This is a genomic window from Mycobacterium sp. SMC-15 (genome assembly GCF_045310925.1).
Taxonomy (GTDB): domain Bacteria; phylum Actinomycetota; class Actinomycetes; order Mycobacteriales; family Mycobacteriaceae; genus Mycobacterium.
Genome location: NZ_JBJIAJ010000004.1, coordinates 344,175 through 356,433 on the forward strand (window position 1 = coordinate 344,175; position 12,259 = coordinate 356,433).

At 65.9% G+C, this 12,259-nt stretch carries 13 protein-coding genes; all 13 read left to right on the forward strand.

Annotated elements, in window-relative coordinates:
- Positions 1–3 precede the first annotated feature (3 nt).
- The 13 genes from ACJH71_RS08595 to ACJH71_RS08655 are packed head-to-tail and all read left to right on the forward strand — an operon-like array spanning position 4 to position 12,255.
- Positions 4–1,446, forward strand: coding sequence for an MlaD family protein (locus tag ACJH71_RS08595; protein ID WP_406757583.1), 1,443 nt, complete (start codon positions 4–6; stop codon positions 1,444–1,446).
- Positions 1,443–2,492 (forward strand): MlaD family protein, encoded by a 1,050-nt coding sequence (locus tag ACJH71_RS08600; protein ID WP_406757584.1) that lies wholly within the window; start codon positions 1,443–1,445, stop codon positions 2,490–2,492. The genes ACJH71_RS08595 and ACJH71_RS08600 overlap by 4 nt, the downstream gene beginning before the upstream one ends.
- A complete protein-coding gene (locus ACJH71_RS08605) occupies positions 2,489–3,523 on the forward strand; it encodes an MCE family protein (protein ID WP_406757637.1) in 1,035 nt (344 codons plus the stop codon). The genes ACJH71_RS08600 and ACJH71_RS08605 overlap by 4 nt, the downstream gene beginning before the upstream one ends.
- Positions 3,520–4,656 (forward strand): MCE family protein, encoded by a 1,137-nt coding sequence (locus ACJH71_RS08610; protein ID WP_406757585.1) that lies wholly within the window; start codon positions 3,520–3,522, stop codon positions 4,654–4,656. The genes ACJH71_RS08605 and ACJH71_RS08610 overlap by 4 nt, the downstream gene beginning before the upstream one ends.
- On the forward strand, positions 4,653–5,768 hold the full coding sequence (locus tag ACJH71_RS08615) for an MlaD family protein (protein ID WP_406757586.1): 1,116 nt from the start codon (positions 4,653–4,655) through the stop codon (positions 5,766–5,768). The genes ACJH71_RS08610 and ACJH71_RS08615 overlap by 4 nt, the downstream gene beginning before the upstream one ends.
- The gene (locus tag ACJH71_RS08620; protein ID WP_406757587.1) at positions 5,765–7,036 is read left to right on the forward strand and encodes an MlaD family protein; all 1,272 of its coding nucleotides are present in this window, start codon (positions 5,765–5,767) and stop codon (positions 7,034–7,036) included. The genes ACJH71_RS08615 and ACJH71_RS08620 overlap by 4 nt, the downstream gene beginning before the upstream one ends.
- A gap of 17 nt (positions 7,037–7,053) precedes the next feature.
- Positions 7,054–7,668, forward strand: coding sequence for an Mce protein (locus ACJH71_RS08625; protein WP_406757588.1), 615 nt, complete (start codon positions 7,054–7,056; stop codon positions 7,666–7,668).
- A gap of 16 nt (positions 7,669–7,684) precedes the next feature.
- Positions 7,685–8,263 carry an Mce protein gene (locus ACJH71_RS08630; RefSeq protein WP_406757589.1) on the forward strand — a complete coding sequence of 193 codons (579 nt, stop codon included), beginning with the start codon at positions 7,685–7,687 and terminating at the stop codon, positions 8,261–8,263.
- Positions 8,260–9,063, forward strand: a complete 804-nt coding sequence (locus ACJH71_RS08635; protein ID WP_406757590.1) for a mannan-binding protein — start codon at positions 8,260–8,262, stop codon at positions 9,061–9,063. The genes ACJH71_RS08630 and ACJH71_RS08635 overlap by 4 nt, the downstream gene beginning before the upstream one ends.
- 28 nt (positions 9,064–9,091) lie before the next feature.
- The gene (locus ACJH71_RS08640) at positions 9,092–9,271 is read left to right on the forward strand and encodes a hypothetical protein (protein ID WP_406757591.1); all 180 of its coding nucleotides are present in this window, start codon (positions 9,092–9,094) and stop codon (positions 9,269–9,271) included.
- A 35-nt stretch (positions 9,272–9,306) separates the two neighbouring features.
- Positions 9,307–10,221 (forward strand): oxygenase MpaB family protein, encoded by a 915-nt coding sequence (locus ACJH71_RS08645; protein ID WP_406757592.1) that lies wholly within the window; start codon positions 9,307–9,309, stop codon positions 10,219–10,221.
- Between the two features lie 2 nt (positions 10,222–10,223).
- The gene (locus ACJH71_RS08650; protein ID WP_406757593.1) at positions 10,224–11,030 is read left to right on the forward strand and encodes an oxygenase MpaB family protein; all 807 of its coding nucleotides are present in this window, start codon (positions 10,224–10,226) and stop codon (positions 11,028–11,030) included.
- The gene (locus ACJH71_RS08655) at positions 11,023–12,255 is read left to right on the forward strand and encodes a TetR/AcrR family transcriptional regulator (protein ID WP_406757594.1); all 1,233 of its coding nucleotides are present in this window, start codon (positions 11,023–11,025) and stop codon (positions 12,253–12,255) included. Before ACJH71_RS08650 ends, ACJH71_RS08655 begins: the two co-directional genes overlap by 8 nt.
- Positions 12,256–12,259: the final 4 nt, after the last annotated feature.

Consider the following 12,259-nt stretch of genomic DNA (forward strand, 5'->3'; position numbering starts at 1 on the left):
GCGATGCCGAACTCGTTCGACAGCGATCCGCGCGGGCCCTCCAACCTTCGGGTATTCGTGCTGGGCGTCGTCTTCATCGTCATCGCCGTCGTGACCGCGACGCTGATGGTCGCCAAATCCCAGGGCAAGCTGGACAACCTGGTCCGCATCGATGTGCGGCTGTCCAACATCGGCGATGGGCTGCCGCCGCGCTCCGACGTGAAATACCACGAACTTCTGGTCGGTTCGGTCGCCGACATCACGCCCTCCACCCACGGACTGCCCAACGAAGTCCACGTCGTGCTCAAACCCGAACACGCGGCCAAGATCCCCAGCACCGTCACCGCACGCGTCGTGCCAGCCAACCTGTTCGCCGTCTCCGCGATCCAGTTGGTCGACAACGGTGCCGCCCCCGACCATCTGCGGTCGGGTTCGGTGGTCCTCGAAGACCAGTCGCTGCCCACCGTGCTGTTCCAGAACGTGCTGAACAAGCTGCGCCAATTGATCAGCCCCCTGGGCCGCAGGCCCGACGACACCACTGTCGGCGTGATCGCCGCCCTGGGCACCGCGACCCACGGCCGCGGCCAGGAGCTGACCGACACTGGCCACAACCTGAACGAGATTATGGCGCAACTCAACTCCGTCGTCGCCACCGACGACGCCGATCCGACCACGCTGTCGGCACTGTCGGCGGCGGCCGAGGGCCTACAGCGCGTCTCCCCGGAACTGTTCGACGCCCTGGACCGATCGATTCAGCCGATGGCCACCATCGCCGAGAAGGGGCCGCAGCTGTCCAGCCTGCTCACCGGCGGAACCGACACCGCGACCACGGTGGCGAACGCCCTGGAGAACCAAACCGAGCGGATGATCACCATCACCAGCCAGTTCACCCCCGCTCTCGGGGTGATCGCGGATCACGCCGGCGAATTCCACGGTGTGTCAACCAAATTGCAGACCCTGGCCAACCGGGTCTACGACGTCATCTGGGATCCCAACGAGAAGCTCCTTCAGGTCAAGGCGGCCATCGCCCTGACGCCCAGCCGCACCTACGTCCGCGCCGACTGCCCCCGCTATGGCGAGCTGGCCGGACCGAGCTGCGCCACCGCACCGGAAGTGCCCACCGCCCCGGACCTTTTTCCCGCGTTGGGTTCCCAGGGCGTCTCCCCTACCCCGGGCATGACCGAGAACCGGCCGAACCTCACCCCACCCCGGCACTCGATGCCCGGCGATCCGCAGGGACCACCGATCCCCCCGCCGCCCGGACCACCGCCGGCGGAAGTCCCCACCGCCGCGCCGGCGGGCGCGGTCATCGGCGGCAACGTCGGCGTGGTGGGCAGTCCGCAGGAAAAGCTGCAGATCAGCCGGATCACCGGGCGTTCCGACACCCCCACGGTGCTGCTGCTGGCACCGCTGTTGCGGGGCAGCACGGTGCGCCTGAGCCAAATCGTGAAAGAAGGTGGCCGGTGAGGAGTCGTTCTAAATCGGTGATCGGCATGGCCATCTTCACCAGCTTCGCCCTGACGGTCACCTGGATGGTTTACAACACGTTGCGCCGCGACATCGCCGGGCCCACTTACAGTTACTCGGCGATCTTCAGTGACGCGTCCGGCATGGCGCCGGGCGACGATGTGCGCGTCGCCGGGGTGCGGGTCGGGCGGGTCGACCGGGTGAAACTGCACGGCACCGCGGCCCAAGTGCAGTTCCGCGTGCAACGCAGCCAGCAGCTCTACCGGAACACGATTGCCTCGGTGACCTACCAGAGCATCATCGGGCAGCGCTATCTCGGACTGGCTCAAGGGCCCGGCGACAATCACGAGATCCTGCCCAACCACGGCCAAATACCGATCGAACGCACCAACCCATCACTGGACGTCTCCTACATGCTGAACGGATTCGAGCCCCTGTTCGCCGAGCTGGACCCCGAACAGGTGGACAACATCAGCAACGCGACAGTTCTGGCCCTGCAAGGCAATCACGCCTCCATGCTGACGTTGATCACCCAGGCCTCGCAGATGGCCGAAACCTTTGCCGGCCCGGACGAAGTGCTCAGCACACTCATCACAACCCTCAATCAGCTGATGACCGATCTGGCCAAACAGAGCACCAACATGGAGAACATGATCCGCCAGTCGCGCGACACCATGGTCACGCTGGCGAATCACCGTGAACCGTTGGTCGACTCGGTGGGCTCGATCAACGCCACCATGGCGCGACTGTCCACCATCGTCGACAACATCACCCCGGATCTCGAAGAGTTCATCGCGCGCCAGCCCGGCCTGCTCAACTACGGGGTCAACGACGGCCGCGAACGCTTCGCCTACATGGCGGCCAACCTCCCGTACGTGCTGCAGGGGCTGGCCCGGATCACCCAGAGCGGCACCTACAGCGACGTCTACGCCTGCGAACTGGACTTCGGCCTGTGGCGCGGCCTGTTCCACTGGTTCCGGGCCTTCGTCGGCGCGGCCACCGCCAGCGAAGGCCTCGCCCACCAGCATTCGGCGGCGTGCCGATGAACCTGATCCCCACCGCGCTCAGACGCCCCATCGAATCGTTCAGCCGACCCTGGATGGGCGTCATCTCGATCGTGATCATCGTCGCCGTGCTCACGGCCACCGTCGTCTACTCGGGCCTGGGCATCGGAAAGACCCGCTACCAAGGACAATTCGCCCAGGCAGCCCAGATCCGCTCCGGCGCCGTGGTGACTATCGCCGGCGTCAAGGTCGGCACCGTTGAACGCGTCAAGCTCGCCGGCGACCACGTGGTGGTCGGATTCAACGTCGAGCGCGGCGTACCGCTGGGCGCCGACACCCGCGCCGCGATCAAACTGACCACCATCTTGGGGTCGCGCTATCTCGAACTGTCACCGGCCGGCACCGGACAGCTGCAGAATCGAACGATCACCCTGGCGCACACCCAGGTTCCCTACGATCTGCAACGCACCCTCGCCGGGGCGACGCGCACCCTGGGGCCGGTGGACGCCAACCGGTTCGTCGACTCGCTGAACGTGCTCAACGCCAATCTCGGTGGGGTGGCCGAGGAACTGCCGCAGGCGCTGACCAACCTGCAGGCGATGGCCGACATCCTCGCTGATCGCCGCGAGCAGCTCGGCACGCTGCTGACCAACACCGAAACGCTCACCACCATGCTGCGCGGCCAGCGGGCCAACCTCGGCGCCCTGGTCCTGCAGGGCCGTGATGTGCTGCGCGAGATCGCCACCCGCCGTGCGGCCGTGCAGCAACTGTTCGCCAGCGCCACACTACTGGTCGACCGCACCCACGGAATCCTGCGCGATGAGACGGCCGTCAACCAGATGATCCGCGACTTCGATGAGTTCATGAAGATGACCGCCGATCACGACGCATTGCTGCGCAGCTTCCTGCAGTCGACCCCGGTCGCGCTACGCAACTTCGCCAACGCCACCGGCAGCGGTAATGCGGCCGACGTCTTCTTGCCGGCCGGCATCTTCGTGGACTCCTGGATGTGTGCCCTGAGCGGACGCGCCAGGCAGTTCAATCTGGTCGAGTACTTCAAGGACTGCGAATGAGTCGCGCTGTGAAGCTCTACGTGCTCGCCGGTGCGGCCGCCCTCGTGTTGGCCGTGACCGGCGCCGCGGTGGCGCCGCAGTTGATCCCCGACCTGCCGCGGCTGTCCCTACACAAGATCCGGGTTACCGCCCAATTCCAGGACGCGGTTGGGCTTTACACCGGCAACGGGGTGTCGGTGCTGGGCATGGACGTCGGCAAGGTCACCAGCATCACCCCCAAGGGCAGCTACGTCGAGGTAAAGCTCGCAATCGACGCCGGCGTCGATATTCCGGCCGACGCCGAAGCCGTCACCGTCTCTTCCTCGGTGCTCACCGACCGGCATGTCGAGCTCACCCCGGCCTATCGCGGCGGACCCAAGCTGCGCAACGGCGACGTGCTGAGCCTGGACCGCACCCGCACACCCGTCGAGTTCGAACGGACCCTGGCGATGATGGACAAGTTGGGTAGCGCGTTGCGCGGCGACGACAACAACCAGGGCCCGCTGGGCGAGTTCGTCGCGCTCGGCTCGCAGATCACCGTCGGCAACGGCCCAGACATCAAGGCAACCCTGGGCCGGCTCTCTGACGCCCTGCGCGTCGGGTCGGACAAGGGCGCGCGCAGCAAGAAGACCATTCAGACGATCATCACAGGCGTCGCCGAGCTCAGCGAGTCGGCGTCGAGAAACGACGCCGCATTGCGTGAATTCGGCTCCTACATCCACCAGCTCAGCGACATCCTGGCCGCCGAGAACCTGGGCGCCGGAAGCACCGGAGCCAAGATCAATCGGCTGCTCGCCGAGACCTCGCGGCTTCTCGAGGGCAACTCCGACCGGCTGCGAGAGGCCTTCTCCGGTGTTCGCACGGTCGCCACCACGCTCGCCGACAACGAACGCGACCTGCGCGAGATCCTCGATGTGGGACCGCTGTTCGTCGACAACTTCTACAACGTCATCGACGAGAACGCGGGCAGCCTGCGATCGCACCTGCTGCTCGGCAAGACCTTGTTCAACAGTCAGTTCGGCAAGGAGGTCTGCAACCTGATGGGCCTCAAGCAGCTCGCATGCGCGACCGGAACGGCGCAGGACTACGGGCCGGACTTCGGGCTGGGCAGCATGCTCGATCTGATGCAGGACGGGATCGGTGCGCAGCCATGATGCGGTCGACGAGATGGGTGCGTGGGGCTCGTGCGGCGCTGGCGATCGCGACCGCACTGCTGACGGTCGGATGCGGCCTGGACCTGGAGAGTGTGGCCCTGCCCGCGCCCGGCGGCGGCGGGCCGTACTACACCATCACCGCGGTCTTCTCCGACGCCCTGAACCTTCCGGAGAAGGCCAAGGTGCGGCTATACGGGGCGCAGATCGGTGAGGTGGAATCCATTCGGGCGCAGGACTTCAACGCCTACGTCACCATGCGGATCAAATCGGCCGTACCGCTGTATGCCGGCAGCACCGCCGAACTACGCTCGGCCACCCCACTCGGCGACATCTTCGTTCAGATCTGGCCCGACAAGAAACGGCCCGAGGACGCCCCGCTGCTGCACGACGGCTCGCTACTGCCCCTGGAATCAACCGCCAACGCTCCCACCATCGAAGAACTGATCAGCTCGATGGCGATGCTGGTCAACGGCGGCACGGTGCGCCACCTGGTGTCCATGCTCAACGGCGCGGGCAAGGCCGTCGGCGGGCGAGGCGAGAAGCTCGGCCTGCTACTGGACCAGACCGCGACCCTGTTGTCCCGAATGAGCGCCCGGTCGCAGCAGTTGGATCTGACGCTGCGGAGATCCTCGGAGCTGGCCGCGACTATGTCCGCGCGCCAGAACACCTTCGACGATGCCCTCACCCGCCTGGCGCCCGCCCTCAACGTCATCTCCGACAACACCTCCGATCTGATCGACCTGGTCGACACCGGAGCGCGGATCACCCGTCAGCTGTCCCGCTTCCCGTCTCTGCAAGGCACCGATACCCGGAGCCTGACCGCCGATCTGAACAAAATGGCGGGAGTGTTCAACGAGATCGCCGTCGACCCCGAGCTGTCGCTGATGCCGTTCAACCGGTTCCTGGGCATCTTGATGAAGACCTTCAACGGCACCGCCGCGCACACCAAGGGAGAAATCGACAAGATCACCCTGGTGCCCTGGCCCGACAAGAACTACCCGGGCGATCCCGAATTCCACTGGACCGACGGCACCGACTGGCATCTGATGATCGGCGACCTCCGCTACGAGTGGAACATGCTGCTCTCCCGGATCTACGGACCGCAGCGATGAGACCCTTCCTCGACCTGCTCGACCTGTTCGCCCGGCTGGGCGTGTGGCTGGTACAGGCCGGCCACCGCCGGCGCATTCTGTTGTCCGGCATCGGATTGGCGCTGACCACGGTGGTGGCCGCGGCATACGTGACGATCTTCGGGGTCGGGATCAACCCCGCGCAGAAGACGATCTCGGTCCGGGTTCTACTTCCGCAGTCCGGCGGACTGCTGGTCAATCAAGACGTGACGTTGCGGGGCATCCCGATCGGCCGGGTCACCGATGTGCACCTGACCGCGGCGGGAGCCGAGGCCGTCGTCGCGCTGCGGGCCGATCGGTCCATCCCGCGGGACACCCGGGTGCGGGTGGCCGGACTGTCGGTCGCCGGTGAGCAATACCTGGACTTTCGCCCCGAGCACGAGAACGGCCCCTACCTCACCAACGGCTCGCTCATCGGCCAGGAGCAGACCAGCGTGCCGGTGTCACTGCCCCAGATCATCGACGACAGCCGTGGGGCCCTGGGCCAGGTCGACGCCGAGAAGCTGACGGCGGTCTTCGACGAGCTTCGGGTCAGCCCGGACGGCGGCAAGAAACTGTCCGCCCTGTTGGACGGCACGGTGCTACTCGCCTCGACCCTCGACGGCGTACTGCCCGAGACGGTCAGCATGCTGCGTAATACCCGGATCACGTTCACCACCTTCAGTGACGTCGCCCCGGGATTGAGCGGCACCAGCATGGATCTGCAACAGATCCTCGGCGGCGTCAACACCATGGACGGCGGATTCCGCACCCTGGTCGAACTCGGCGGCACCGAACTGGGACAGGTCGACAGCTTCATCGGCGACAACCGCGAGAACGTCTACGCGCTGCTGGGCAATCTGACCACCCTGTCGCAGATCTTCTTCCTGCGGGTGCCCGCCCTACAGGACCTGTGGCGTCCCGACCACGGCTCGCTGGTGGATCGCCTGGCCGGCACCGTGCACGACGGCGGCATCTGGGTGATCGCCGACATCTACCCCAGGCATCGCTGCGACTACGACCTGCCCCGCAAGCCGCCGTCGGCGGTGAATTTCCCTGCCCCCTACCGCTACACCTACTGCCCCGACGACGACCCGTCGCTGCTCGTTCGCGGCGCCCGCAATGCGCCACGCCCGCCCGGTGATGACACCGCCGGGCCGCCCCCGGGCCACGACCCGCTGGCGACCCTGGAGCCGCCTCCGGTCTATCCGCCCTACACCTTGCCCACTCCCGATGGCGGTCCGCAGCTGCCCGCGTGGATCCCCAATTGATGAGAAAGCCGAGCCCCATGGGAAAAACAGCCGACCCCGACGTCTTCGACCAACTCGACGAACAACTCGAGACGGACCTCGACACGGATTCAGCACACGACGAGGCTGCCGACCATATCGACCCCGAACCCACGCCACCCTCGGAGCCGACGACGCGGCGGCACCGAGCGACGGTGGCACTGGTGTCCGCCGTGTTGATCGCGGCGCTGGCCTATTCGGGATACGCCGGGTGGCGTCTGCATCAACTCGATGCGCGCGCCGCCGCGGGGCAGGTCGCCTTGGCGGCCGCCAAGGACTACGCGATCACCCTGACCACCCTGGACACCGCCGACATCGACGGCAACTACGCCCGCGCGCTCGACGGCGCGACCGGCCAGTTCAAGGACGCCTACAGCTTGGGCGCCAAGCAGTTACGCCAGATCCTGATCGACAACAAGGCCACCGGCAGGGGCATCGTTTTGGACGCTGCCGTCAAGTCCGCGACCACCACCCGCGTGGAGGTGTTGTTGTTCGTGGACCAATCCATCACCAACGCGGTGCGATCCGAACCACGGATCGATCGCAACCGAATCCAGATGACCATGGAACTCGTCGACCACCGCTGGCTTGCCAGCCAGGTCGACCTGACCTGACAGCGAAGGCATCGAGATGACCATCGTTGAGGCACCCAGCGTTGAGGCACCACAGGTGGGTCCCACCGATTCGCCGCACCGCTGCCGGCTTCGGCGTGCGATGCGGCTGGCCGCAATACTGTGCGCGGCCGGGGTTCTCGCAGGCAGCGGATACCAAAGCTGGCTGCTCTACCAGCAGCATCGATCGAAACTCGCCGGCCGTGAGGCTTCCGAGGCCGCAACGCAATACGCGGAGTTGCTGACGACAGCGAGCCCTGGCACGGTCGATCGGCAGATCATCGAGCTGTTGGACCGATCGACCGGCACATTCCACGACCGCTACGCCAAGCAGAGCTCCGAGCTTCGCGCGATGTTGATCGCCAACCAGGTGACCACTCGTGGCACCGTCATCGACGCCGCGGTGAAGTCAGCCGACGCCACCGACGCGACGGTGCTGCTGTTCGTCGAACAGACCTTCAGCAGCGCGGCACTGAAGAAGGCCGCCGGAGGACAGATCGCCCAAGCGCCACCCGACGTCACCGCCATGGCGCTCACCCTGCACAAGGACGCCGGGCGCTGGCTGGTCAGCGATGTCGTGGCAGGACAGCAACAATGATGGGCAGCGGCGCAGCCTTGGGCGGCCTGGTGGTGCTGGTGGCCACCGCGAGCACGGTGCTGGCCCCGGCCGCCGCCGGCTCCGCGCCGAGCTTCTGCGATGATCTGCAGGCGAGCTGGGACGGGCAGCGGTGCACGACGCTGATTGTGTCGTCCCGAAAGGCCGAGCGATACATCGCCTTTGACCTTCCCGAGGCAATGCTGGACAACGCCACCGCCGGCCCGATCGTGCGTGACTTCTACCGCCGGCTGATGAGCGGCTGGCGCAGTTCGGGCAGCGAGGCGATGCGGGACAGTAGTGCCGTCGCCTACTACGAGAGCTTCTCCGGGCCTGGCGCGGTGCAGTCGCTGGTAGTGCATGAATGCCTGGAACCGTTTGGGATGCAGGCCAACAACGCCTACCGCACGTTCGTATTCGACCTTGCGACCGGGCGCCGCCTGACCCTTGGCGACCTGTTCAAGCCGGGTATCGACCCGATGACCGTCATCGCAGGCGCGGCGGCACCGGTGCTGCCGGCGGCACTGGACGCCGCGGCACCCCCGCATGCGCCCAACACCTACCCGTTCACCGTCGAGGAATTTCAGCCCAACCCACAGGGCAGCGGATATACCGGCGACTACCGGGCGTTTGCACTGACCCCCGACCAACTGGTGCTGTACCTGCCCGACGCCCCGATCCTGCGAGAGAGCCCGCAGCCCGCTGACCGGTTCGTGTGGTCCATGGATGGCGGGGCGGTGGTGGCCAGGGTGCCGCTGGCGTCGCTGTCACCCACCCTGCGACCGGAATACGGTGGAACGTGAGGCCGGCCCTGATAGGAGGACGCTGGAGATGATGCTTCTGGTGCGGATCATCGATCTGGTCGTGAGCATGCTGCGCTACCTGGCCACCCCCGAAGCCCGGCTACTGCGCGCCGGTGTGCTGGTCGTGCTGTTCTTCGGTGTCCTGATCGGGGCAGCCGGGCTGATCTGGGGACTCGCCCAACTCCCGCACTATCTGGCCGGGCCATAGCCCGCACATGTCGCTGCATCGAGAGGATCGCTCAAATGTCGACCTGCCATGAACAACACGGCCAGGACCCGGCCCGGCATCGCATGCTCACCAACGCCGAAACCCGGGTTCACGTCGACTGCTACACCCCGCGTTGGGACGACGACCCCGTCGATCTGACTGAGGCGCTGGATTTTTGGTCGGCCGCGGCGGCAGCCGCCAACGTCATCATGCAGTTGAGCCTTCCCGGAGTCGGCTACGGCGTCGTGGAGAGTCGGGTGGAATCCGGCTCGCTGATGGAACATCCGTGGAAGCGGTTGCGCACTACGGCCCAGTACATGGCCGTCGCGGTGCTGGGCACCGAGGAGGAACGTGGCGCCTACCGTGACGCGGTCAACGTCGCGCATCGGCAGGTTCGCTCCACGGCGGACAGCCCGGTCAAATACAACGCCTTCGACCGCGATCTGCAACTGTGGGTCGCCGCATGCCTGTTCGTCTTCTACGAGGACACCTACCAACTGCTGCGCGGCAAGATGACCGAGGAACAGGCGGAGACGTTCTACCACCACGCCTGGCCGCTCGGCACCACCTTGCAGGTCACCGATGACCAATGGCCGCCCACCCGCGCCGACTTCGATACCTACTGGAACACCACCTGCCAAACTCTGGAGATGGACGACGCTGTCCGCGACTACCTCATGCGGTTGGTCGACCTGAAGATGGTCAACCCGATCTTTCGGGTGCTCCTCGGGCCGCTGCTGCGGTTCTTGACGATCGGGTTTCTGCCACCGGTCTTTCGTAAGCTGCTCGGTGTGCAATGGTCGCCCACCGAACAACGCCAGTTCGAGAACCTCTTCCTGTTCGTGTCGTTTGTCAACCGCTTCATTCCCCGGTTCATCCGGACCGCCAACTACCACGTGCTGATGGCCGATGTTCGCCACCGCATCCGCCGGCACAAGTCGCTGATCTGACCATGGCGACCCACCACGATGACGGCTTAGGTCCCGACAGCCTGCTGTGGCACTTCCTGGCCGACCGCCGCTACCTGTTCGTGTTGCCCCGAGCGGTGTGTCTGCTACTGCTGCATCCCGGTATCGCCGCCGGCATCAGCCAGCATGCCCTGATGCGCAAGCGCATCTGGTTGCACAAGAAGCGCACCTTCACCCAAGCCGTCAACTACGCCTACGCCGACCTCGACATGCGGCCCCAGATGCGCTTCGCCCATGAGCATGTCAAGGGCGTCGACGAATTCGGCGACAAGTACCACGCGCTGAACCCCGACCTGTTCCATTTTCAGCACAGCGCTTACGTAGAGTCCCTCGTCGTCATGGTCAATACCTTCATCCGGCCCCTCGACGCCGACGAACACGAGCAGCTCTATGCCGAGTGCTGTGCCTGGTATCGCCGATACGGCGTATCGACCCGGCCGATGCCTGCGACCTGGCCGGAATTCGTCGAGTATTTCGAGGACTATTGCCAAACGCACCTGAAGGCCGGTGCCCATTTCGAGCCGTTCCGCGAGCAGATCTTCGCTCCCACCGATTGGTGGATGCGCACGGTCCCCCGCCCCGCGATCCGCGCCCTGCAGCATCCCCGCGCCCGCGAGCTCACCGGGGTCGACGTCACTGCGGCCGACCGATGGTCGCTGCGCCAGTTCGTCCGGTTGACTCAGCTCTCGTCGCTGACCCCCAGGCACCACTGGAACGCCAGGGCGCGCGCCGCACTTCGCACCGCGGCACAGCACCAGCCGACAACCTCGTTGGGCGCCACGCGTGGCTGACACCGTACGGACGACCCGACGGCGCCCCAAAGATCGCAAAGACCAGATCGCTCGGGCTGCCGCCGAATCGTTCAGCACCCTGGGCTATCACGCGGTCAGCGTGGAGAACATCGCCACCGAGGTCGGTGTCTCAGCCCCCGCCCTCTACCGGCACTACGCCAGTAAGTACGACCTGTTCCGCGTCGCGGTGCTGGCGTTGAGCCAACAACTTGTCGACGTCACCGACATCGTTGCCGACCCCGCGGCCGGCCCTGCGGCAGCGCTCGATCAGCTGATACACGCCCTGATCGACGTCGCACTGCGCAACCGAGAATCCGGCGGCCTGTACCGATGGCAGGCCCGCTATCTGCGCGAACCCGACGCCACGGCGCTGTTGGATCAACTACGGCTGGTCAACCAACGCCTGCAGCAACCGCTGGCCGAATTACAGCCGGCGGCGCCCCTGTTACACCGACAGATGCTCTCGGCAGCGTTGCTCAGTGTCGCCGGAGGCATCACCGACCACCACCTACGTGCCACGGTCACCGACATCACCGACCTGCTGACCGCGGCGTCGTGGGCATTGCTGCACACCGAACTGCCTGCGCCGGAAGACTTTACGACCGGGGCCACCGGAGCACGCATCTTCACCGCGGATGCCGGGATGTACGAAGCGGTGCTGCACGCCTCGATGGTGCTGTTTCACCGTCAGGGCTACGGCGAAACCAGCGTGGCCCAGATCGCCAAGGCCGCCGGGCTGCGAATCTCGAGTATCTACCGCTATTTTCCCGGCAAGGCCGACATCCTCAGTACCGCGCTACGACGCTCGTCCGACCGGCTCTCCGCGGAGCTGTCGGTGGTCAACACCAACGGTCCCGACCCGCGAGAAGCGCTGACGCAACTGATCGACATCTACGTGGCCACCTCGTTCGCCAACCCGGAGCTTGCGGCGATCTACTACAGCGAACAGATCCACCTGTCCGGATCCGACCGGAAGCTGCTGCGCAATGTGCAACGCTCCACCATCGACTCATGGGTCGGGCTGTTGCGCTCGGTGCGGCCCGAACTCACCGCCACAGCCGCCCGATTCCTGGTACACGCCGCGATGGGCTTGGTGGTCGATATCGGCCGGCTGGTGCACTACGACCGGCCCGCCCCGGTCACGGAGCACTCCGACACACCCCACCTGGCCTATGAGCAGGCATGCGTACGCACGCTGATGCACTCCGCGTTGTTCGGCGCCTGAGCGC